This is a genomic window from Streptomyces phaeolivaceus (genome assembly GCF_009184865.1).
GTDB classification, from domain to species: Bacteria; Actinomycetota; Actinomycetes; order Streptomycetales; family Streptomycetaceae; genus Streptomyces; species Streptomyces phaeolivaceus.
Map to the genome: position 1 here is coordinate 7,633,323 of NZ_CP045096.1, position 23,427 is coordinate 7,656,749.

18 protein-coding genes are annotated in these 23,427 nt (G+C 71.9%); 12 read left to right on the forward strand and 6 right to left on the reverse strand.

What is annotated here, in order from left to right; translation table 11 throughout:
- Nucleotides 1–17: 17 nt before the first annotated feature.
- Complete coding sequence (locus F9278_RS47625; RefSeq protein WP_319023124.1) at nt 18–1,094, reverse strand: AfsR/SARP family transcriptional regulator; 1,077 nt, start codon at nt 1,092–1,094, stop codon at nt 18–20.
- Nucleotides 1,095–1,151: 57 nt separating this feature from the next.
- The gene (rpmB, locus tag F9278_RS35225) at nt 1,152–1,337 is read right to left on the reverse strand and encodes a 50S ribosomal protein L28 (protein ID WP_003993230.1); all 186 of its coding nucleotides are present in this window, start codon (nt 1,335–1,337) and stop codon (nt 1,152–1,154) included.
- A gap of 308 nt (nt 1,338–1,645) precedes the next feature.
- On the opposite strand from rpmB, the gene F9278_RS35230 reads away from it, so the two are divergent.
- The gene (locus F9278_RS35230; protein ID WP_152174318.1) at nt 1,646–3,337 is read left to right on the forward strand and encodes a DAK2 domain-containing protein; all 1,692 of its coding nucleotides are present in this window, start codon (nt 1,646–1,648) and stop codon (nt 3,335–3,337) included.
- Nucleotides 3,338–3,462: 125 nt separating this feature from the next.
- Here the strand turns inward: F9278_RS35230 and F9278_RS35235 are convergent, their stop codons facing one another.
- Nucleotides 3,463–6,432, reverse strand: coding sequence for a tetratricopeptide repeat protein (locus tag F9278_RS35235; protein ID WP_404818971.1), 2,970 nt, complete (start codon nt 6,430–6,432; stop codon nt 3,463–3,465).
- Nucleotides 6,433–6,440: 8 nt separating this feature from the next.
- Nucleotides 6,441–8,294 (reverse strand): HSP90 family protein, encoded by a 1,854-nt coding sequence (locus F9278_RS35240; protein WP_193241772.1) that lies wholly within the window; start codon nt 8,292–8,294, stop codon nt 6,441–6,443.
- 195 nt (nt 8,295–8,489) lie between these two features.
- Here F9278_RS35240 and F9278_RS35245 point away from each other — a divergent pair, with 195 nt between their 5' ends.
- From F9278_RS35245 to mutM, 8 genes are all read left to right on the forward strand, one after another.
- The gene (locus F9278_RS35245) at nt 8,490–11,624 is read left to right on the forward strand and encodes a helicase-related protein (RefSeq protein WP_152171905.1); all 3,135 of its coding nucleotides are present in this window, start codon (nt 8,490–8,492) and stop codon (nt 11,622–11,624) included.
- 173 nt (nt 11,625–11,797) lie between these two features.
- A complete protein-coding gene (gene rsmD, locus F9278_RS35250; RefSeq protein WP_152171906.1) occupies nt 11,798–12,382 on the forward strand; it encodes a 16S rRNA (guanine(966)-N(2))-methyltransferase RsmD in 585 nt (194 codons plus the stop codon).
- Between the two features lie 29 nt (nt 12,383–12,411).
- A complete protein-coding gene (gene coaD / locus F9278_RS35255; RefSeq protein ID WP_193241773.1) occupies nt 12,412–12,891 on the forward strand; it encodes a pantetheine-phosphate adenylyltransferase in 480 nt (159 codons plus the stop codon).
- Between the two features lie 111 nt (nt 12,892–13,002).
- Nucleotides 13,003–14,088, forward strand: a complete 1,086-nt coding sequence (locus F9278_RS35260) for a cell division initiation protein (RefSeq protein ID WP_193242066.1) — start codon at nt 13,003–13,005, stop codon at nt 14,086–14,088.
- A 127-nt stretch (nt 14,089–14,215) separates the two neighbouring features.
- On the forward strand, nt 14,216–14,860 hold the full coding sequence (locus F9278_RS35265; protein WP_152171908.1) for a YceD family protein: 645 nt from the start codon (nt 14,216–14,218) through the stop codon (nt 14,858–14,860).
- 2 nt (nt 14,861–14,862) lie between these two features.
- Nucleotides 14,863–15,036, forward strand: a complete 174-nt coding sequence (gene rpmF, locus F9278_RS35270) for a 50S ribosomal protein L32 (RefSeq protein WP_007493396.1) — start codon at nt 14,863–14,865, stop codon at nt 15,034–15,036.
- Nucleotides 15,037–15,055: 19 nt separating this feature from the next.
- Nucleotides 15,056–15,871, forward strand: a complete 816-nt coding sequence (rnc, locus tag F9278_RS35275) for a ribonuclease III (RefSeq protein WP_152171909.1) — start codon at nt 15,056–15,058, stop codon at nt 15,869–15,871.
- A 251-nt stretch (nt 15,872–16,122) separates the two neighbouring features.
- Nucleotides 16,123–16,983, forward strand: coding sequence for a bifunctional DNA-formamidopyrimidine glycosylase/DNA-(apurinic or apyrimidinic site) lyase (gene mutM / locus F9278_RS35280; RefSeq protein ID WP_152171910.1), 861 nt, complete (start codon nt 16,123–16,125; stop codon nt 16,981–16,983).
- Here the strand turns inward: mutM and F9278_RS35285 are convergent.
- Both F9278_RS35285 and F9278_RS35290 read right to left on the reverse strand, forming a co-directional pair.
- A complete protein-coding gene (locus F9278_RS35285) occupies nt 16,956–17,396 on the reverse strand; it encodes a winged helix-turn-helix transcriptional regulator (protein WP_226967091.1) in 441 nt (146 codons plus the stop codon). The two genes, mutM and F9278_RS35285, sit on opposite strands and share 28 nt — an antisense overlap.
- A 112-nt stretch (nt 17,397–17,508) precedes the next feature.
- Nucleotides 17,509–18,477: a CAP domain-containing protein gene (locus F9278_RS35290; protein ID WP_152171911.1), complete on the reverse strand. Its 969-nt coding sequence runs from the start codon at nt 18,475–18,477 to the stop codon at nt 17,509–17,511.
- A 190-nt stretch (nt 18,478–18,667) separates the two neighbouring features.
- Between F9278_RS35290 and F9278_RS35295 the strand changes: the two genes are divergently transcribed.
- From F9278_RS35295 to smc, 3 genes are all read left to right on the forward strand, one after another.
- Entirely contained in the window at nt 18,668–18,949 is a 282-nt protein-coding gene (locus F9278_RS35295; RefSeq protein WP_152171912.1) for an acylphosphatase, read from the forward strand.
- Between the two features lie 400 nt (nt 18,950–19,349).
- Nucleotides 19,350–19,550 (forward strand): hypothetical protein, encoded by a 201-nt coding sequence (locus F9278_RS35300; protein ID WP_152171913.1) that lies wholly within the window; start codon nt 19,350–19,352, stop codon nt 19,548–19,550.
- Nucleotides 19,551–19,774: 224 nt separating this feature from the next.
- Complete coding sequence (gene smc / locus F9278_RS35305; RefSeq protein WP_152171914.1) at nt 19,775–23,395, forward strand: chromosome segregation protein SMC; 3,621 nt, start codon at nt 19,775–19,777, stop codon at nt 23,393–23,395.
- Nucleotides 23,396–23,427 lie beyond the last annotated feature (32 nt).

A 23,427-nucleotide genomic window follows, 5' to 3' on the forward strand; every position in this document is an offset into this window, starting at 1 on the left:
CAGGGGCGCCAGCTCGGTCACACAGACGTGCGCGGAGGCGTCCGCCCGGACCCGCGCGCCTCGATCGCGAGCCGCGTCTTGTCGACCCCGCCGGGGCCGGTCAGCGTGATCAGCCGGGCACCGGACGGGCCCGAGCCGGACCGCCCCGCGTCGGACGGGCCCGCGCCGGACAGCAGTGTGGCGATGCGTGTGAGTTCGGTGTGACGGCCGATGAAGCGGGTGAGTTGGGCCGGTACCCGGGGGCGGTGCGCGGCGGGATCCTGGCCCCGCAGCAGCTCCAGGTGGAGCGCGGCGAGGTCGGGGGACGGGTTGTCCGCGCCCAGTTCGTCGGCGAGGGTGCGCCGGGCCTCCTCGTAGACGGCGAGGGCCTCGGCGGGACGCCCGCTCGCCCGGAGCGCCCGTATCAGCTGGCCGTACAGCCGTTCCCTCAGCGGGTGCGCGGTGAGCAGCGAGCGCACCTCGGGGACGGGTTCGGGTCCGCCGCCGAGCACGAGGTCCGCCTCGATCCGGTCCCGTACGGCGGCCAGCCGCAGTTCGTCGAGGCGCGCGACCTCGGCGTACGCGCCGGGGAGGTCGGGCAGCGCGGGGCCGCGCCGGAGGGCGAGCGCCTCACGCAGCAGTGCCGCCGCCCGGGGACGGTCCCCCGCGGTGAGAGCGGCCCGCCCTTCCCTGGACAGCCGTTCGAAGAGATGGGGCGTCGACGGCGTCGGGCGGGACGGCGAGGCGGTACCCGGCGGAGGTGATCTCGATCTCCGCGAGCGGGCCGAGGCGTCCGCGCAGCCGGGAGATCTGGGACTGCAGGGCGTCGGGCGGCCCCGGCGGGCGGTTCGGAGCCGTACAGGCCGTCCGTGAGGCGCCGGACGGAGACCGTACGGCCCGCTTCGAGCAGGAGCAGGAGCAGGAGCAGGGTCAGCAGGGCGCGGGGGCCACCCGGGTCCAGCGAGGTGCCGTCGTCGGTGCGTATGTCGAGAGGACCGGGGATGCCGAACCGCATTCACGGGATTCCGGCAGCAGGGCGCCCGACGGGCACGGCGGATGGGGGAGGACGGAGTCCCCGAGGCCGTGTGTGCGGGCACGGCAAAAAGCCGGCCCACCCTTCGGTGGACCGGCTCTGTGCGGCGAACCGGCAGTGGCCGCGCGCTGGCTGAGCGTCAGCGCGAGACCTTGCCGGCCTTGATGCACGAGGTGCAGGCGTTCACGCGCTTCGGCGTCCCACCGACCACGGTACGCACGCGCTGGATGTTCGGGTTCCAGCGACGGGACGTACGGCGGTGCGAGTGCGAGATGTTGTTGCCGAAGCCCGGCCCCTTGCCGCAGACGTCGCAGTTGGCAGCCACGGGTCACTCCAAAGACTTCAGATGCACTTACGGTTGATCCCGGCATGCCGGGATCACGATCCCAGTGACTGGGGTCTGAGTGGCGCTGCCAGGGGGAGAGTCCGATCTCGATCATCGATCTGAATCGGACAACCGGAGCAGCATACAACGACTGCGTCCGTACAACGAAACTACCATGGCTGGTCCGGGCCTCGTCCCGGCCCTCTTACCGGCGGTCACCACCACGGGTCTACGCTGCGTGCGACGTGCGGCGTCCCCCTGGTCCCGCGTCCAGCAGCCGAGCAGGCAAGCAGTTCAAGGAGGCGCAGGTGCCGCAGGTGCCGCAGACATTCTTCGATGCTCTCGCGGTGCGCACCTGGTGCGGACTCGCGCTGGCGGCGCTGGGACGCGCGCGCGAGGAGATCGACGCCATCAACGTGTATCCGGTGGCCGACGGCGACACCGGCACCAATCTGTATCTGACGATGGAGTCGGCGGTCGCCGCCGTCGAGGCGGTGTTCGCGGGCCACGAGGCCGGCGGGCCGCCGGCCGGCGCGGGCCGGCCCACGCTCGCCGAGGCCGCGCGGGCCATGGCGCACGGCGCCCTGATCGGCGCCCGGGGGAACTCCGGGACGATCCTCGCCCAGCTCCTGAGGGGCATGGCCCAGGTCCTCGCCGACGACGGTGACGCGATCCACACCGACGGCCGAGGGCTGCGGCTCGCCCTCCGGCACGCCGCCGACTCCGCCCGTGACGCCGTCGCCCACCCCGTCGAGGGCACCGTCCTCACGGTCGCCTCGGCCGCGGCCGACGCGGCCACCGGCGCCGAGGGCGACTGCGGCACCGTCGCCCGCGCGGCCTACGAGGGCGCCGGTACGGCCCTGGCGGCGACCCCCGCCCAACTGGCCGCCCTGGCCCGCGCCGGGGTCGTGGACGCGGGCGGACGGGGGCTGGTGGCGGTGCTGGCGGCGCTGGTGGAGACGTTCACCGGGGAGGCGCCTCGGGCCGTGGCCGTTCCCGCCGTGCACGCGCGCGTGCACGGCACCGAGGGTGTGGCGGAGGTGTGCGACGGGGACGACCGGCCCGAGACGGGCGGACCGGCCTTCGAGGTGATCTACCTCCTGGAGGCGTCGGACGCGGCCGTGGCCCGTCTGCGGCGCCGCCTGGACGAACTGGGCGACTCGCTGGTGGTGGTCGGCGGGGACGGGCTGTGGAACGTCCATGTGCACGTCGACGACGCCGGGGCCGCCGTGGAGGCGGGCGTGGAGGCCGGGCGGCCGTACCGGATCCGGATCACGCACTTCGGGGCCGAGGACGCCCATATGACCGGCGAGGCCGGGCGGCAGCCGCGCGAGCGCGCCCAGCGGGCCGTCGTGGCCGTCGTCCCGGGGGAGGGGCTGGCCGGGCTGTACGCCGAGGCCGGCGCGACCACGGTCCTGGCCCGGCCCGGGGAGCCGCCCGCCAGCGGAGAACTGGTGGAGGCCGTACGGCGGGCCCACGCGCGCGAGGTGGTGCTGCTGCCCAACGACGCCGACCTCCGCCACACGGCTGCCGCCGCGGCCGAGCAGGCCCGCGCCGAAGGGGTCCGGGTCGCCCTCATCCCCACCCGCTCGGCCGTCCAGGGCATCGCCGCGCTCGCCGTCCACGAGCCCGACCGGCGCTTCGACGAGGACGTCGTCTCCATGACCTCCGCGGCCGGGGCCACCCGCTACGCCGAGGTCGTCGTCGCCGAGCGGCAGTCCTGGACCATGGCCGGCATCTGCCAGGCCGGTGACGTCCTCGGCCTCATCGACGGCGATGTCGCCGTCATCGGCTCCGATGTGACGCTGACGGCTGCCGCGGTGGTCGACCGGATGCTCGCCGCGGGCGGCGAGATGGTCACCCTGGTGCTGGGCGACGAGGCCCCCCTCGACGTCGTGGACCACGTGGAGACGCGAGTGCGCGAGGGGTACTTGGCGGTGGACACGGTGGTGTACCGGGGCGGGCGGCAGGGGGCGCTGCTGCTCATCGGCGTGGAGTAGAACTCTTTCTCGCCCCCGCCGCCCCTGCCCGTCCCATCCCTGGGGCTCCGCCCCAGACCCCGTTCGCGCAGTTCCCCGCGCCGCTTCCAGGGGCGCGGGGGCGAAAAAGGCCATGGCGCCCCCACTCAGCCCTCTGCGCGTCCCCTCGCCGCCTCCGCCAACCGCTCCGCCTCCGCACGCCGAGCCACGGCCGTCTCGTCGTCCCGCCCGGCGAACGCGGACGACACACCCCCGGCCCGCTCCACCGCGGCAGCCGGCCGCCGGAGATCGATCTCCAGCCAGCCCGCGGCCAGTTCGGCGGCGGCGCGCGCGTCGAGGAAGTCCGCGCCCAACGCGTCGTACACGGACACCGCCCGCTCCACGAACCCGAGCGCCTCTTCGAAGACCGGCCGGAACACGTCGAGTTCCGCGTCCTCGGCCACGGACCGGGCGAGCAGATCACCGAACTGCCGGGAGGTCTCGGCGAGTTCCGCGAGGATCCGCCGCCGGTTCTCCTCACCGGTCACGTCGGACAGGGCCGCCTCGCAGCCCACCACGGCGTCACCCATCAGCTCCCGGGCGTCGTCCAGGGACGAGGACCCGGCACCCTCCCGCACCGCGTACCAGGCCCGCGCCCGCAGCGCCCGCGCATACCCGTGGACGTTCCCCAGCTCACCCCAGAGGTCGACGGCGCGCGCGTACGCGCGATCGGCCTCGCCGGGCAGCCCCCCGCGCGCGAGCGCCTCCGCCGCGAGATGCGCGAGCATCGCGTGGTCGCGCTGCTCGGGCCAGTGCCGGGCGATGTCGGCGGCCCGCAGCCACCGCTCGGCGGCCTCCCGGTGCTCACCCAGCTCGGTGTGGCAGTCGCCGAGCCACCACAGGGCCTGCGCGACGGCCCCGTCCCCGTGCGTCTCGGCGGTGAGATCCGGCAGCGCCGACTCCAGCACCTCGGCCGCCTCCGCCCACCGCCCCAGCCCCAGCAGGAACCCGCCGAGCAGATGCCGGGCCCAGGCGCCGAGCGTCGGCCCCTCGCCCGCCTCGTCGGCCCAGTGCGCCGCCTCCAGGGCGTGCACGGCGGCCTCCGCCACCCGCTCCCCGGCACCGAGCAGCTCGGCCAGCTGGAGCCGCAGCTGCGCCTGGCCCACCGGCTCCAGCTCCGCCCCGCCGTGCTCCAGGGCCGCCAGAGCGGCCCGCTCGGCGGTCTCCAGATCCCCGAGGTGCTGCGCGACCCCGGCGAGCCGGGCCTCGTACTGCACCGCGAACCAGGGCAGCCCGGCCGCCACATACCGCTCCGCGGCCTCCGCGAACAGCTCGGCGGCGGCCTCCAGGTCCCCGCCGCGCACGGCCAGCTCCCCGAACATCGCCCGCGCCTCCGCGGCCCGCGAGGCCAGCCGTACGTCCTCCGCGCGGCGCGGCTCGACGAACTCCGCCAGCTCCCGCACGGCGGCCTCGGCCGGGAGCACCGCGCCGGTGTCCTCGGCCTGCGTCTCGTGCATCCGCTGCACGAGTATCCGGGCCCGTCCCACCAGCACGGACGCCGTCTGCCGCACCCCCGTCCCGCCGTCCGCCCAGAGCGCGAGGATCCGCTCGTACGGCCCGGAGATCAGCTCCAGGGCGGCGTCCGGGTGGCCCGTCAGGGCGTGGACGTTCGCCCCACGCGCGCGTGCCGCCAGCGCCTCGCCGGGGTCGCCGGCCTCCTCGTACAGCTCGGCCGCCCGTTCGAAGAGGGCGCGGCCCTCCGGGCCCAGGGCGATCGCCTCGTGTTCCACGATCTCCGCGCGGTCCCGGGCGTCCAGCTCCGCGCCCTCCGCCTCGGCGGCCCGCGCCACGGCGGCCCAGGCCTCGACGGACCCCGGATGCAGCGCCTCGGACAGCCGCCGCGCCTCGGCGAGGAGGCCGGGCAGACCGTCCGGCGCCGGGGCCGCCCAGGGTCCCGTCCGCTCCACGGTGTCCGGCCGCCGGGGCGCCGGCACCGGGACGACGGGCCGCGTCGAGCGCACCCCCAGCGGCAGCCGGTCCAGCAGCGGCGAGCGGTCCATCCGCTCCCGGACCTGCGTGCTCACATACGCCGTGCCGTTGCGCTCGTCGAAGAGCGCGGCCAGGGAAACCGCCTCCACGCGCGCGTGGGAGGCCAGTTCGCGGGCGGTCCAGGCGCGGTCGGGGGGACCGGGGACCGTCTGATCGCCGAACCCGCGTGCCGTGAGGCGGTCCATGAGCAGCGCCACCACACTCAGGAAGTCCAGCTTGCTGCGCGGGTCCCCGGAGTCCGTGAAGTACGCCGGACGCTCGGCCAGCAGCTCCAGGCCGCGCGCCTCGTTGCCGGTCAGCGCACAGAACTCCACATGGTCCGCGAACGCGCCCCGCATGCTCTCCATGGCCCGCACCAGCCGGAAACCCCGCAGATGGTGGGCCCGCGCCTCGTCCGGGCGCCCCAGGCGCAGCAGCGGCAGCAGGGAGGACGCCAGGACGGTGTGCGGCTCGTGGGCGCACGCGTACTCGCCCTCCAGGACCGGCGCCCACAGCTCCAGCGCCGCCGCGTCCTCGCGCCGCCGCGCCCGCCACCAGCCCTGCCCGTGCAGCTCGCACGCGTGGCAGTCGGCCATCGTGTCCCGGTCGGCGGCCAGCCACGCCCCGTACGCCCGCTCGGCCCGCGCCAGATCGCCGATGTGCGCGGCCACACTGAACTCGGCGCTGCGCACGGCCCGTTCCGAGTGCCCGGCGAGCCGATAGCGGTGCTCCATCTCGCCGAGCCACTTCTCGACGGAGGCCAGCGGGACGTGCGGCTGGTTCAGCATGCCGGCCGACATCCACTTGAACACCCAGTGCAGGGAGTGGATCTCGTACTCGTCGAAGTCCTCCGGACGCTCGTCCCACATGCGCAGCAGACGCGCGAAGGGGACGAACATCTTGTCCTTCTCGGAGCTGTAGTTGTAGACCTTCAGCTGGTGCCCGAGCGCCTCGATCACGGCGAGCGGCACCTTCAGCTTCTCGGCCTCCACGAGCAGCCGCTCCGCGCGCGCGTTGCGCGCCGGGCCCTCCGGCCGCTCGTAGTTCTCCGCCATGGCCCGGCGCAGCTCGTCGAAGTCCATGGCGTCCATGGCGTTCGTGGAATCCATGGGATCCGTCACGTGCGGCCGTTCCCCTCGGTGTGCGTGGCCCACTCCAGCAGGCCGATGAAGGCGCGGTTCAGCAACGCCGAGTCCGCGGGCCTGAGCGGCCGCTGGGCCATCAGCAGGGCCTGCCCGTACAGGGACTCCGTGGCCGTGCCGATCAGTTCGCGGTCGGACAGGGAACTGATCCGCCGGATCAGCGGGTTGAGATGGTTGAGCACCAGCCGCGCGCGCGGGGCGCTGCCCCGCAGCGAGCCGAGGATGCCCGCCCACAGGTCGTCGGCCTGCTCCTCGGCCTCCGCGCGGGCCTGCTCGTGCCGCGAGGACCGGTCGTCCAGGTGCAGCGCGGGCACCGACAGCGGATGGAAGGCCCGCAGCACCACATCGCAGCCCAGTGGGTCGAGTTTGGCCCGCGCGGCCGACAGGAAGCCCGCGAGCGCCAGTTCGTCGTCCGGGTCCAGCGGGTCCAGATGCGCGGTCACCGTGTCGGCGTCCAGCTCGGCGACCACCGTCCCCGGGCGGACCGACGGCAGCGCCTCCACCAGCTCGCTGTCGTACGTGTAGCCGCCGTTGATCACCCCGACGCCCTGCGCGGACGCGATCGGCGCGACCTGCCGGTACTCCTCGACCGTGCGCGTGAAGTGCACCACCGGGTGCCGCTGCGCGAACTCCTCCAGGGACAGCCGCCCGTCGGTCGTCTCGAAGGGCAGCCACGGCAGCATCGTGCGCAGCATCTCCCGGTCGTGCCGCGCCAGGGACTTCACGCCCAGGTAGTGCACCGACAGGAAGGCCGCCAGCCGCTCCGGCTCACCGGCGGCGAGCCCGGTGAGCCAGCCCCGGATCCGCTCGCCCAGCGCCTCCCGTACGGCCGCCAGGGTCTCGTCCTCGTACAGCGACTCCCGTGACGCGGTGGGCCGCAGACTGTCCGTGTCGAGGACACAGCGCACGAAGAACGCCCAGTCCGGCAGCAGCTGTTCGGCCCGCTCGGTGAGCAGCATGCCCTTCAGGTGCACCCGGTGGCTCGCCCGCTGCGCCGGGCTGACGGCCGAGGGCAGGACGTACGCCACGCCCCGGATCCCGGCCAGCGGCACGTCCAGCTCTATCGAGTCCAGCGGGGTGAACCCGAACAGGTCGTGGCAGTGCCGGGCCAGGGCCACCCGCCGGCCCGCGGGGGAGGCGTACGCGCGGTTCCAGGGCGCCGGCAGGTCGGTGACCGCCTCGTCGCCGACCCGGACGTCGTAGGGCAGCAGCGAACCGAAGTCCCGTGCCAGGGTCAGCACGCGCGCGGGGGAGAGCCATTCGGCCGCCCCGGGCCGCGCGACCAGGTGCACGGTGGTGCCCGGCTCGGGGCGCGCCTCGTCGGGCAGCGTCCGCACGGTGTACGAGCCGTCGTCGGCCGCCGTCCACTCCACGGGCGGCGCGTGGGGCGTACGGGCGCTGCGGCTGACCACCCGGATGCGCTCGGCGACCACGAAGCACGCCAGCAGCCCGATGCCGAACTGACCGAGGAAGTCCGAGCGGACCTCCTGGAGGCCGCCGTCGTCCCGCTTGGAACTGCGGCCGATGGTGGCGAGCAGGTTGTGCACATCGGCCTCGGTGAGCCCGATGCCCGAGTCCTCCACCCGCAGCGCGCCGCCCTCCGCGAACAGCCGTACCCGGGCGGGCGCGTCGGGCTGCTCTGCGCGGCGCGCGGTGATCGCGTCCACGGCGTTCTGCAGCAGCTCGCGCAGATAGACCTTCGGACTGGAGTAGAGGTGGTGCGAGAGAAGATCCACCAGGCCACGCAGATCGACCTGGAAGGTATGAGGCGACTGGGGTGCCTGAGGAGTCTGGGGTGCCTGGGATGACTGTGAGGTCATTGAATCCATCGTCGCAGCGCCGGTGGATGGGATTCTGGCGACGGCGGCGGGGTCGGGCGGTCCCGGGAGACGGTGACCGCGGACGGGAGGCGATACGGACCCTGACACGGCTGGGCCCGGGAGTGCGCCATCCTAGGCGCGAACGACCCGTCTGACCAGCGGATTTCGAGTATGTATACGGCAATGTCAGTGCCGTGGTGTGCAATGGATCTCGTGCCCGCGCTCGAAGAACCGCTCAAGAACTCGCTCGGCGCCGCCACCGCGAAGGTGATGGCCGAGCACCTCGGCCTGCACACCGTCGGGGACCTGCTGCACCACTACCCCCGCAGATACGAGGAGCGCGGCCAGCTCACCCACCTCGCCGACCTGCCGATGGACGAGCACGTCACGGTGGTCGCCCAGGTCGCCGACGCCCGTCTGCACAGCTTCGCCTCCGCCAAGGCGCCCCGGGGCAAGGGCCAGCGCCTGGAGGTCACCATCACCGACGGCAGCGGTCGCCTCCAGCTCGTCTTCTTCGGCAACGGCGTGCACAAACCCCACAAAGACCTCCTCCCCGGCACCCGTGCCCTCTTCTCCGGCAAGGTCTCCGTCTTCAACCGCCGCCTCCAACTCGCCCACCCGGCCTACGAACTGCTGCGCGGCGACGACGTCACGGAGACCGTCGACACCTGGGCCGGCGCCCTCATCCCGATCTACCCGGCCACCGCCAAACTGGAGTCCTGGAAGATCGCCAAGGCGGTCCAGACGGTCCTGCCGAGCGCCCAGGACGCCGTGGACCCCCTCCCCGAGTCGCTGCGGGAGGGCCGGGGCCTGGTCTCCCTCCCCGAAGCCCTCCTGAAGATCCACCGCCCGCACTCCAAGACGGACGTGGAGGGCGCCCGCGACCGCCTCAAGTGGGACGAGGCCTTCGTCCTCCAGGTCGCCCTGGCCCGCCGCCGCCACGCCGACGCCCAACTCCCCGCCGCCGCCCGCCGCCCCGCCCCCGAAGGCCTCCTCACCGCCTTCGACGCCCGCCTCCCCTTCACGCTCACCGACGGCCAGCGGAAGGTCTCCAAGGAGATCTTCGACGACCTGGCCACGGAACACCCGATGCACCGCCTGCTCCAGGGCGAGGTGGGCTCCGGCAAGGCTCAGCCTCTCGACTCGCTGGTGCTCACTCCCGCCGGTTTCCGCCGGATGGGGGACTTGAGCGTGGGAGACGAGGTTGTCGTGCCCGACGGGGAGATCGCGGCGATCGACGGAGTCTTCCCACAAGGAGAGCGCGACGTCTGGAGGCTGGTGCTGTCCGACGGCAGCTCCGTCGAGTGCGACGACGAGCATCTCTGGATCGTCGGTACGAGCCGTGGGTGGCACCGAGGGCAGGAACCCAAGGTCATGACCGCTCGGGAGATCCGTTTCGACACCTTCGCGGCGGACGGATCATCCAAGTGGTACATCCCGGCCGCAACCCCTGTCGACCTCGGAGGCGATTCGGGACCGCCGTTGGATCCCTACCTGTTCGGCCTGCTTCTCGGAGACGGCTCGTTCCGTCACAACCTGAGTTTCCCCACGGTCGACGAGGAGATCCGAGGGGCCGGCGGCGTCCGCAGTCCCGTGATCCAGACGCTGCGCGACCTGAACCTGTGGGGCCTCACGTCATACGGGAAGTTCGTGCCGGACGATTTCAAGAACACGTCGGTCAAGAACCGTCTGGCCCTGCTGCAAGGCCTTCTGGACACGGACGGCACCGTCCAGGCGGACGGTTTCGGCATCTCGCTCCGCTCGGCCTCGCGCAGGCTGGCGGACGACGTCGCCTGGCTCGTGCGATCGCTGGGTGGCCGTGCACGAGTTCTACCGAAGGGAGCCGCTTTCAACGTCTCGGTCGCCCTGCCCGAGGGGCACGCGCCCTTCCGGCTGACCCACAAGGCCGAACGCGTACGGAGCCGGCCGAAGGACAACACGTTTCGACGCGGAATCCGGGCCGTCGAGTACGTGGGCCGGAAACCGGTCCAGTGCATCAGCGTCGCCCACCCGAGCCATGCCTATGTCACGGACAACTTCACAGTCACCCACAACACCATGGTGGCCCTGCGCGCCATGCTCGCCGTCGTCGACGCGGGTGGGCAGGCGGCGATGCTCGCGCCCACCGAGGTGCTCGCCCAGCAGCATCACCGGTCGGTGACCGAGATGATGGGGGAACTGGCCGAGGGCGGGATGCTGGGCGGCACCGAGCACTCCACCAAGGTGGTGCTGCTCACCGGTTCGATGGGCGCCGCGGGCCGCCGTCAGGCACTGCTGGACCTGGTCACCGGCGAGGCCGGCATCGTCATCGGCACGCACGCGCTGATCGAGGACAAGGTGCGGTTCCACGATCTGGGCCTGGTCGTCGTGGACGAACAGCACCGCTTCGGCGTGGAACAGCGCGACGCCCTGCGTGGCAAGGGCAAACAGCCGCCCCACCTCCTCGTGATGACGGCCACCCCCATCCCGCGCACGGTCGCCATGACCGTCTTCGGCGACCTGGAGACCTCCGTCCTCGACCAGCTCCCCGCCGGCCGCTCACCCATCGCCAGCCATGTCGTCCCCGCCGCCGACAAGCCGCACTTCCTCGCCCGCGCCTGGGAGCGCGTCCGCGAGGAGGTGGAGAACGGCCACCAGGCGTACGTCGTCTGCCCCCGCATCGGGGACGAGGAGGACGACCCGAAGAAGGCGGGCCGGAAGTCCGCCGAGGACGAGGCCGAGAAGCGCCCGCCCCTCGCCGTCCTCGACATCGCCGACCAGCTGACCAAGGGCCCGCTCCAAGGCCTCAAGGTCGAGGTCCTGCACGGCCGGATGCACCCCGACGACAAGGACGCGGTCATGCGCCGCTTCGCCGCCGGCGAGACCCATGTCCTGGTCGCCACCACGGTCATCGAGGTAGGTGTGAACGTCCCGAACGCGACCGCCATGGTGATCATGGACGCCGACCGCTTCGGCGTCTCCCAGCTCCACCAGCTCCGCGGCCGGGTGGGCCGGGGATCGGCCGCAGGCCTCTGCCTCCTGGTCACCGAGATGCCGCCCGCCAGCGCCGCCCGCCAGCGCCTCAACGCCGTCGCCGCCACCCTCGACGGCTTCGCACTCTCCCGCATCGACCTCGAACAACGCCGCGAGGGCGACGTCCTCGGCCAGGCCCAGTCCGGCGCCCGCACCAGCCTGCGCATGCTCGCCGTCATCCAGGACGAGGAGATCATCGCGGAGGCGAGAGAGGAAGCGACGTCCCTGGTCGCCACCGACCCCGACCTCAACACCCTCCCCGGCCTGCGCACAGCCCTGGACGCCCTCCTGGACGAGGAGCGGGAGCAGTACTTGGACAAGGGGTAGAGAGCGCCGCTCCGCCGCGGGCCGAGAACAGCCGCGCCGCTTGTGCTTTCAAGGGGCGCGGGGGACTGCGCGAGAAGCCCCACGAACCCGCGGCCCCGCCCACCACGCGAAGGCCTCTCCACCTTCGACTGCCAAACTGGACCTGTGACCACGCCCTCGAACAAGGACCCAAGATGACCCGCGTGATCGCCGGCGCAGCCGGCGGACGCCGCCTGGCAGTCCCGCCAGGGACCGGCACCCGCCCCACCTCCGACCGCGCCCGCGAGGGCCTCTTCTCCACCTGGCAGTCCCTCCTCGGCGGCCCTCTGGACGGCGAACGCGTCCTCGACCTCTACGCGGGCTCGGGCGCCGTCGGCCTGGAGGCCCTCTCCCGAGGCGCCGGCCACACCCTCCTCGTCGAGGCCGACGCACGAGCGGCCCGCACGGTCCGGGACAACGTCAGATCGCTCGGCCTCCCCGGCGCCGAGGTGAGGGCGGGCAAAGCGGAGCAGATCGTCCGTGGCTCGGCCCCGGACGAGCCGTACGACCTCGTCTTCCTCGACCCCCCGTACGCCGTCTCGGACGACGATCTTCGCGAGATCCTGCTCACACTCCGTACCGGGGGCTGGCTCGGCGAGGAAGCGCTCGTCACCGTGGAGCGCAGCACCAGAGGCGGTGAATTCGCCTGGCCGACCGGTTTCGAGGCCCTCAGGGCCCGTCGCTACGGCGAGGGAACGTTTTGGTACGGTCGCGCCGCCTCTACGTGCGAAGACGCATGATGACCGGACCGGAGAGCGAGGGACCTCAAGTGCGCCGTGCCGTCTGTCCCGGGTCGTTCGACCCGATCACCAACGGACACCTCGACATCATTGGCCGCGCGTCCAAGCTGTACGACGAGATCTATGTCGCGGTGATGATCAACAAGTCCAAGAAGGGCCTCTTCGAGGTCGAGGAGCGGATCGAGCTGATCCGTCAGGTCACCGCCGAGTACGCGAACGTACGCGTGGATGCCTTCCACGGACTCCTGGTCGACTTCTGCAAGCAGCGCGACATCCCGGCCATCGTCAAGGGCCTGCGCGCGGTCAGCGACTTCGACTACGAACTGCAGATGGCCCAGATGAACATCGGCCTGTCGGGCGTGGAGACCCTCTTCGTCCCCACCAACCCCACCTACAGCTTCCTGTCGTCCTCCCTCGTCAAGGAGGTCGCGACCTGGGGCGGCGACGTCTCCCACCTGGTGCCCCCGCTCGTCCTCGAAGCGCTGAACGAACGCCTGAAGCGCGACTGACACGGGACTGGCGCGGGACCGGGCGGACGAACCTCCCCCGCTGGCCGTACAGTCGACCCGACCGTCTCCAACCCGGCTGTAGAGAGTGGCGAGCACACGGTGGACCACACGGTGGACGTGCAGAAGAAGCTCGACGAGATCGTCTCGGTGGTCTCCGGCGCCCGATCCATGCCCATGTCGGCCTCGTGCGTGGTCAATCGCGCCGATCTGCTCACCCTGCTCGACGAACTGCGCGCGGCCCTGCCCGACTCCCTCGCCCAGGCGGCGGAGCTGATCGGCGACCGTGACCACATGGTCGAGCGGGCCCGCCAGGAGGCCGAGCGGATCATCGAGAACGCGCACGCCGAGCGCGGCTCCCTGATCTCCGACACCGAGGTCGCCCGCCGCTCCCAGAACGAGGCCGACCGCATCCTGGGCGAGGCCCGCCAGGAGGCCGAGGAGGTCCGCGCCGAGGCCGACGACTACGTCGACTCCAAGCTCGCCAACTTCGAGGTCGTCCTCACCAAGACCCTCGGTTCGGTGGGCCGCGGCCGGGAGAAGCTCCTCGGCACCGGCCCCGGCCTCGACGAACAGGGCTACGCGGACGAGGACGCCCCCGAGCGCAGCCACGACCCCGAGACCCTGCGCCGCGACGCCGACGCCTATGTCGACTCCAAGCTCGGCGCCTTCGAGGCGGTGCTCGCCAAGACCCTGGAGGCCGTCGGCCGGGGCCGCCAGAAGCTCCACGGCCGGATCGCCACCGACGACCTCGGCGCCCTCTCCCTCGGCGACGACGGCACCTCCGGGCAGCTCACCAGCGACGCCGACTACCTGGCCGGGCTCGCCGACCTCTCCGACAGCCCCGCCCAACAGTCCCGCGCGGTGCCGGAGCAGCCGTCGTACGGGCAGCAGCAGGACGCGTACCAGGCGACGGCGTACCAGCAGGACCCGTACGGCGGCTACCAGCAGCAGTACGCCCAGCCCCAGCAGGCCGCCGACCCCTACGGGTACCAGCAGGCCGACCCCTACGCGGCCGGCTACCCGCAGCAGCCGGCGTACGACCCGAACCAGGGGCATCCGGACCCCCAGGCGCACCAGGAACAGCAGGGGCACCAGGGGTACGCGCAGCAGCCGGCGAACGTGCTCGACGAGACCAGCCTGTTCGACACGACCATGATCACGGCGGAGCAGTTGCGCCGCTACGAACAGGGCCGCTGACAGCGGATTGGGCCGAGAGCGAAAGGTCCAGTATCCTGGCTCTTCGGTCGCGTGTACGTCCGCGATCAACGCTGCCCGGGAAACATCGAAGGGCGGCGTTTCCCAAGCTTCAAGATCGAAAGCAGGAATGGCCCTGAACGCCCGCCTCGACCACCGCAACCCTCTCGTGTTCGACACACACGAGCTGGGGCGGCGTCCTGGCGCGCTGCAGCGCCTGACCCGTGAGATCGACGCCCCCAAGGATCTCGGGATCCAGGGAGTGATCGGAGTGCCGGAAGGCGCCCCGGTGGAGCTCGGACTCCGCCTGGAGTCGGTCATGGAAGGTGTGCTTGTCACAGGCACCGCCCGTGCACGGGCCAAGGGGGAGTGCGTAAGGTGTCTGGAGCCGCTGGAGCTGGAGCTCGAAGCGGAATTCCAGGAGATGTTCTCGTACCCTGACGCCGACGACCGGGGCCGCCCCAAGGCGGAGCCGGCCGACGACGCCGAGGAAGACGAGGACAGGCTCTTCATCGAGGACGGCCTGTTCGACCTCGAATCCGTGCTGCGCGATGCGGTGGTGCTCGCACTGCCGATGCAGCCGGTGTGCCAGGACGACTGCCCCGGCCTGTGCTCCGAGTGCGGAGCCCGGCTGGCGGACGACCCGGACCACCACCACGACGCCGTCGACATCCGTTGGGCGGCACTGCAGGGACTCGCCGGTTCACTCGAAGACGGCGAGAAGGACGAGATGAGCGGCGCCGAGTCCGGTGTCGACGAGAAGCAGGAGAAGTAGCCGTGGCTGTTCCGAAGCGGAAGATGTCGCGCAGCAACACGCGCCACCGCCGGTCGCAGTGGAAGGCTGCGGTCCCCACCCTGGTTGCGTGCGAGCGCTGCCACGAGCCCAAGCTGCAGCACATCGCGTGCCCGTCTTGCGGCACCTACAACAAGCGCCAGGTCCTCGAGGTCTGAGCGGCTGGTGAGAGGCTCTATGTCTGACGCCAAGGCGGAGACCAACGCCAAGAAAAAGGCGGAGAACACAGCCTCGTCCCACACGCTTCTGGAAGGGCGGCTCGGCTATCAGCTCGAGTCCGCCCTTCTGGTGCGCGCGCTGACCCACCGTTCGTACGCGTACGAGAACGGCGGTCTGCCCACCAACGAGCGCCTGGAGTTCCTCGGGGACTCCGTCCTCGGCCTCGTGGTCACGGACACGCTGTATCGCACCCACCCCGACCTGCCCGAAGGCCAACTGGCCAAGCTGCGGGCCGCGGTGGTCAACTCTCGTGCGCTGGCGGAGGTGGGCCGCGGGCTCGACCTCGGCTCCTTCATCCGGCTCGGCCGCGGTGAAGAGGGCACAGGTGGCCGGGACAAGGCATCCATCCTCGCCGACACCCTCGAAGCGGTGATCGGCGCGGTCTATCTCGACCAGGGGCTGGACTCGGCGGCGGAGCTGGTGCACCGCCTGTTCGACCCGCTGATCGAAAAGTCCTCCAACCTCGGTGCCGGCCTGGACTGGAAGACCAGTCTCCAGGAGCTCACCGCGACCGAGGGGCTCGGTGTGCCCGAGTACCTGGTCACGGAGACCGGCCCCGACCACGAGAAGACCTTCACCGCTGCCGCCCGCGTCGGAGGCGTCTCGTACGGCACCGGCACCGGCCGCAGCAAGAAGGAAGCGGAGCAGCAGGCGGCCGAGTCCGCCTGGCGTGCGATCCGCTCCGCGGCGGACGAGCGGGCGAAGGCGGCGGCGGAGGCCGCCGCGCTGCCCGAAGAGTCCGCCGAGACTCCTTCGGACACGGCCCCGGCGTAACGGCTCCGCCGGGTGCGGGTGCGGTGAGGTGTGTTGTCGGGTGCGGGTGGGTGGGGCTTCTCGCGCAGTTCCCCGCGCCCCTGAAAAGCAGGGGCTGCGCCCCATGCTTTTCGGTCAGAAAGGGCCGTGGCCCGTCAGGGCCCACGGCCCTTTCAGGGGCGCGCGGGGAACTGCGCGACCAGCCCCCACCCACCCGCACCCGACTCACGACATCACCCACCCCCACCCCCCCGCACTCTCCGGAGGACCCCGTGCCAGAACTTCCCGAGGTCGAGGTCGTGCGGCGCGGCCTGGCGCGCTGGGTGGCCCACCGCACCGTCGCCGACGTCGAGGTGCTGCACCCCCGGGCGATCCGCCGCCACCTGGCCGGTCCGGAGGACTTCGCGCACCGGCTGAAGGGGAGCCGTATCGGCGAGCCGAGCCGACGCGGCAAATACCTCTGGCTGCCCGTGGAGGACACCGGTATCGCCGTCCTCGCGCACCTCGGCATGAGCGGCCAACTCCTCGTGCAGCCGCACGACACGGCGGACGAGAAGCACCTCAGGATCCGTGTCCGCTTCGCGGACGACCTGCGCAGGGAACTCCGCTTCGTCGACCAACGCACCTTCGGCGGGCTGTCGTTGCACGGCACCACCCCCGACGGCCTGCCGGACGTCATCGCGCACATCGCCCGCGACCCCCTCGACCCGCTGTTCGACGCGGAGGCCTTCCACCAGGCGCTGCGCCGCAAGCGTACGACCGTCAAACGGGCCCTGCTCGACCAGTCGTTGATCAGCGGGGTCGGCAACATCTATGCCGACGAGGCGCTTTGGCGGTCGCGCATCCACTACGAGCGCCCCACCGCCGGCTTCACCCGCCCGCGCACCACCGAACTCCTGGGCCATGTACGGGACGTGATGAACGCTGCCCTCGCCCAGGGCGGCACGAGCTTCGACAGCCTCTACGTCAATGTGAACGGCGAGTCGGGGTACTTCGACCGGTCGCTGGACGCGTACGGCCGTGAGGGACTGCCCTGCCGCCGCTGTGCCACACCGATGCGGCGGCGGCCGTGGATGAATCGGTCCAGCTACTTCTGCCCGACGTGTCAGCGGGCGCCGCGCGTCTCGTCGTAACGCTCGCGGGCCCGGAGCACGTCCTCCATGCGGTCCTCCACACAGGTGATGAGGGACAGCAGACGCTCGGAGACCTCGCGGCCGAGCGGGGTGAGGGTGTAGTCGACCCGGGGCGGGTTGGTGGGCTGGGCCTCGCGGTGGACCAGGCCGTCGCGCTCCAGGGCGTGCAGGGTCTGGGAGAGCATCTTCTCGCTGACGCCGTCCACCCGGCGCCGCAGTTCGTTGAAGCGGAGCGAGCCCTCGTACAGCGCGCCCACGGTGAGCACGCCCCAGCGGCCCGTGACGTGCTCCAGGGTGCCCCGCGACGGACAGTTCCTGGCGAACACGTCGAAGGCCAGCTCGTCGAGGTTCAAGGCGTCCGCGCCCGCGGCGGCCTGCGCGGGCGTCACGGCGGTCTGCGCGGTTGATTCCATACCCCGAGGATACTCCGGCACAGCGCTAACCAGAAGGTTGCACTAACTTCTGGTTAGCGACTCGGGAGGGGAGGAGCGGGGAAAGGAGGGGCTGACGGCCGCCCGGCGGGGGCTAGTAGCCGAAGTCCTGCGTCCACCACGGTCCGCCGTCACCCAGGTGGACGCCGACGCCGAGGGTCTTGAAGTCGCAGTTGAGGATGTTCGCCTTGTGGCCGGGGCTGTTCATCCAGGCCTCCATGACCGCCTCGGCGGTGGCCTGGCCGCGGGCGATGTTCTCGCCGCCGAGGCCGGTGATCCCGAGGGCCGCCGCGCGGTCCCAGGGGTCGTCGCCGTCGGGGTTGGTGTGGTCGAAGAAGCCGCGGAGGGCCATGTCGGCGCTGAAGGTCTCGGCCAGCTTCGCCAGATCGCTGCTCGCCGCCACCGGGCTGCAGCCGGCCTTGGCCCGCTCCTCGTTGACCAGCAGGAGGACCGCGGCCTCGGCCTGGGTCTCCACGGAGGCCTCCACCGGGGGAGTGGCCTCCTCCTTCTCCTTGGTCGGCTCGGCGGACGGCGTCCTGTTCTTCTGCGAGCCGGACTCCTTCTCCGCTTCGTCGGCGGGCTTCTCGGTCGGCTTCTCGGAGGGGGACGGGCTGTTCGACGGCGAGGCCTCGCGCTCGGCGTCACGGCTGGTGGACTCGTCCTCGCGCTGTTCCTGCGCGGCGCCGTCCGTACCGCCCTGCTGGCTCGCCGCACCCGTCGGCGAGCCTGCCGGAACCACCGTCTCGTTGCTGCTGCCCCCGCTGACCGCGTACTTGTCGCCGCCCGGCAGCACGCCGGTGGCCACCGCGACGGTACCGAGGGCGACGGCGGCGGAGACACCGAGGAGGCCGGTCTTCACGGGCGTCACGGTCCGCTTCTTACGGCGACGCGCACCACCGGCACGCGAGGCGGCCTGGGCGTCTGCCTCCAGGAAGGCGGCGAACCCGTACAGGTTCTCCGGGCCGTAGTGCGGCTCCTCGGTGGCGAAACCCGTGTCAGTGACCCCGGCGGCGCGGCCCCCCCTGGCGGCGCGGCCGGCGGCGGAGCGTCGGTGGCGTCCCATGTCTTGGCCTTCCTCGTCCTTGCGGTGTCCTGCGGTCAACGTTGGGGATCTTGTCAACGTTGTGATCGTGGCCTTCACGAATCTCACACGAAGGAGTGAGTTTCATATGAGATTCATTGGGTCGGGACGGTACAGCATGGCGCCAGGGGAGGGAGAGACCCGAGAGACATTGGCCCGTTAGCGTGCAGCCATGAGTGAGGATGTACGGCTGGTCGTCTGGGTGCGCGGACGGGTGCAAGGGGTGGGTTTCCGCTGGTTCACCCGGGCTCGGGCGCTGGAGATCGGGGGGCTGAGTGGGTTTGCTCTCAATTTGGCCGACGGGCGGGTGCAGGTGGTCGCCGAGGGCTCACCCGAGGCGTGCCAAGGGCTTCTGGGGTGGCTCCAGGGTGACGACACGCCCGGACGCGTGGACGGTGTCACCGAGATCTGGGACACACCGCGAGGGGGCTACGACGGCTTCGCCATCCGCTGACCGCCCTCGGCGGGAGGGGCCCGGCAGGAGTGGAGGGTGACGCCACCGGCATATGCCAGGAGCATGCACAGGACAGAAATGTGCAGGTGATTGCCAAGACGGACTTGTCATGGCAGGCTCCGAAGAAAGGATGATCCCCTCGCTCCGCCGGCCAGGAGAGGTTCCCGAACCGCCGCGGCGTCGCCCGATCCGGGCCGCGCGGCACCGGGATGCCCGCCAATGCGGGGCGTGATCGTGTTGACCGTCAAACTTTTTGGTGAGACGCTGAAAGCCCCGCGCACCTTAGCTGTTTGGCATGGAGAACGGCAGCGAAAATTCAACAGTGCCAAGCACCGCGGGTGCGATTCCCTCACGACCCACACCGCTTCGGTCGGTCACTCAGTGTGGAGGACCATCCATCATGGCAAAGGCGCTTCTCGGTTACGTCGGCGGCTCCGATCCGCGACTCCTCGCCGAGATGCGACGGCTCCAGCAGCGCGTCCAGGACCTGGAATCCGAACTCGGACGAATCCAGGCGGAGAACGACGCGCTGACGGCTGCCGCTTCTCACGACTCGCTCATGGAGCTCGACGCACACCAGGCGGAGCCTGCGCTCACCTGATCACTGCATCGCACCACGACAGACAGCAGTGGTTGGGCTGCCCGTATCAACCGCTAAGTTGTCAGATCTGCAAGGGACGCCTTCTCTAGAGGCGTCCCTTCTTTCTTTCCCCCGAACCCCCGCGTTCTCGTCACACTCTTCAACGTCTGATGTGCCCTGCACGTTCATGGGTGAAACCGCGCGTTCATGGAGTGGGACAAGGCCGGAAGGTAGAGTCCAGCGCCGTGCACCTCAAGGCCCTGACCCTGCGCGGGTTCAAATCGTTCGCCTCGGCGACCACGCTCCGGTTCGAACCGGGCATCACGTGTGTCGTCGGACCGAACGGTTCGGGCAAGTCCAATGTCGTGGACGCGCTCAGCTGGGTCATGGGCGAGCAGGGCGCGAAGTCGCTGCGCGGCGGCAAGATGGAGGACGTCATCTTCGCCGGCACCACCGGGCGCCCCCCGCTCGGCCGCGCCGAGGTCTCCCTGACCATCGACAACTCCGACGGCGCCCTCCCCATCGAGTACTCCGAGGTCACCATCACGCGGATCATGTTCCGCAACGGCGGCAGCGAGTACCAGATCAACGGCGACACCTGCCGTCTCCTCGACATCCAGGACCTGCTCTCCGACTCCGGCATCGGCCGCGAGATGCACGTCATCGTCGGCCAGGGCCAACTCGACTCCGTCCTGCACGCCGACCCCATGGGCCGCCGCGCGTTCATCGAGGAGGCCGCCGGAGTCCTCAAGCACCGCAAGCGCAAGGAGAAGGCGCTCCGCAAACTCGACGCCATGCAGGCCAACCTGGCCCGCGTCCAGGACCTCACCGACGAACTCCGCCGCCAGCTCAAGCCGCTGGGCCGGCAGGCCGCCGTCGCCCGCCGGGCCGCCGCCATCCAGGCGGACCTGCGCGACGCCCGTCTGCGCCTGCTCGCCGACGACCTCGTACGGCTCCACTCCGCGCTGCGCACCGAGGTCGCCGACGAGGCCGCGCTGAAGCAGCGCAAGGAGGCGGCCGAGACCGAGCTGAAGAAGGCACTCCACCGGGAGGCCGACCTGGAGGGCGAGGTACGCCGCCTCACCCCGCGCCTCCAGCGCGCCCAGGAGACCTGGTACGAACTGTCGCAGCTCGCCGAACGGGTACGCGGCACGATCTCCCTGGCCGACGCCCGGGTCAAGAGCGCCACCTCCGCGCCCCCCGACGAGCGCCGGGGCCGCGACCCGGAGGACATGGAACGCGAGGCCGCCCGCATCCGCGAACAGGAGGCGGAGCTGGAGGCGGCTCTCGAAGCCGCCGAGCGGGCGTTGGAGGACACGGTCGAGCACCGGGCCGAGCTGGAGCGCCAACTGACCGTCGAGGAACGCCGGCTGAAGGACGTCGCCCGTTCCATCGCCGACCGCCGCGAGAGCCTCGCCCGGCTGGGCGGCCAGGTCAACGCCGCCCGCTCCCGCGCAGCCTCCGCCCAGGCCGAGATCGACCGACTCGCAGCCGCCCGGGACGAGGCACGGGACCGTGCCGTCGCCGCCCAGGAGGAGTACGAGGCACTGAAGGCCGAGGTCGACGGCCTCGACGCCGACGACTCCGAACTCGCCGAGCGGCACGACGCCGCGAAACGCGCCCTGGCCGAGGCCGAGTCCGCCCACGCCGCCGCCCGCGAGGCCACCACCACCGCCGAACGTCGCCGCGCCGCCACCCAGGCCCGCCACGAGGCCCTCGCCCTGGGCCTGCGCCGCAAGGACGGCACGGGCGCGCTGCTCACCGCGAAGGACCGCCTCGGCGGCGTACTGGGCCCGGCGGCCGAACTCCTGACGATCACCCCGGGCCACGAGGTCGCCCTCGCGGCGGCCTTCGGCGCGGCGGCGGACGCGATCGCGGTGACCTCACCGTCCGCGGCGGCGGAGGCGATCCGGCTGCTGCGCAAGCAGGACGCCGGACGAGCGGCGCTGTTGACCGCGGGAGGGCTGGAGGACCCGACGCCGGATCCCTCGGCCGAGCCCCGAAGGGGCGCGGGGAACCGCGCGACCAGCCACGACGGACCCGCGGACGAACAACGGCCCCACCCGGGGATTCCCGCGGAGCGCCTGGTCCGGGCCCCCTCCGACCTCACCCCCGCCGTCCGCCGCCTCCTCCACCGCATCGTCGTGGTCGACACCCTCGAAGCCGCCGAGGCCCTCGTCTACGCCCGCCCCGACCTCACCGCGGTCACCGCCGAAGGCGACCTGCTCGGGGCCCACTTCGCCCACGGCGGCTCCGCCGGCGCGCCGAGCCTGCTGGAGGTGCAGGCCTCCGTCGACGAGGCCGCGGCCGAGCTGGAGGAACTGGCCGTACGGTGCGAGGAGTTGGCCGAGGCCCAGGAGCGCGCGGTCGGGCTGCGCCGGGAACGGGCCGGACTCGTGGAGGAGCTGGGCGAGCGGCGCCGGGCGGCCGAGCGGGAGAAGTCCGCCGTCGCCCAGCAGCTCGGGCGGCTGGGCGGGCAGGCGCGGGGCGCCGCCGGGGAGGCCGAGCGGTCCACGGCCGCCGCCGCCCGCGCCCAGGAGGCGCTCGACCGGGCCGTACAGGAGGCCGAGGAGCTGGCCGAACGGCTCGCGGTGGCCGAGGAGATGCCCGTCGAGGAGGAGCCGGACACCTTCGTACGGGATCGGCTCGCGGCGGACGGGGCCAACGCGCGGCAGACCGAGATGGAGGCGCGGCTCCAGGTGCGGACGCACGAGGAGCGTGTGAAGGGGCTCGCGGGGCGTGCCGACTCGCTCGACCGGGCCGCGCGCGCCGAGCGCGAGGCGCGGGCGCGCGCCGAACAGCGCCGGGCGCGGCTGCGGCACGAGGCGGCCGTGGCCGAGGCCGTCGGCTCCGGCGCCCGGCAGCTGCTCCTGCACGTCGAGGTCTCCCTCGCCCGCGCGGACGAGGAACGCACCGCCGCCGACGCCGCCAAGGCCCGCCGGGAGCGGGAACTCGCCGAGGCCCGCGGCGAGGGGCGCGACCTCAAGGCCGAGCTGGACAAACTGACCGACTCCGTCCACCGGGGCGAGGTGCTCGGTGCCGAGAAGCGGATGCGGATCGAGCAGCTGGAGACCAAGGCGCTGGAGGAGCTGGGCGTCGAACCGGAGGGGCTGATCGCGGAGTACGGGCCCGACCAGCTCGTACCGCCGTCGCCATCGGCCGAGGGTGAGGAGCTGCCGGAGGACCCGGAGCATCCCCGTAACCAGCCGAAGACGTTCCACCGGGCCGAGCAGGAGAAGCGGCTCAGGGCGGCCGAGCGGGCGTACCAGCAGCTCGGGAAGGTCAATCCGCTGGCCCTTGAGGAGTTCGCGGCGCTGGAGGAGCGGCACAAGTTCCTCAGCGAGCAGCTGGAGGACCTGAAGAAGACCCGCGCCGATCTGCTCCAGGTGGTGAAGGAGGTCGACGAACGGGTCGAGCAGGTCTTCACCGAGGCCTTCTGGGACACCGCACGCGAGTTCGAGGGTGTCTTCGGCAGGCTCTTCCCCGGCGGCGAGGGACGACTCATCCTCACCGACCCGGACAACATGCTCACCACCGGTGTCGACGTCGAGGCCCGGCCGCCGGGCAAGAAGGTCAAGCGGCTGTCGCTGCTCTCCGGCGGGGAGCGTTCGCTGACCGCCGTCGCCATGCTGGTGTCGATCTTCAAGGCGCGGCCCAGCCCGTTCTATGTGATGGACGAGGTCGAGGCGGCGCTCGACGACACCAATCTGCAGCGGCTGATCCGGATCATGCAGGAGCTGCAGGAGGCCTCCCAGCTGATCGTGATCACCCACCAGAAGCGGACCATGGAGGTCGCCGACGCGCTGTACGGCGTCTCCATGCAGGGCGACGGCGTCTCGAAGGTGATCAGCCAGCGGCTGCGTTAGGCGTTCCCGAGCGCGGGTAGGCGGGGCTGGTC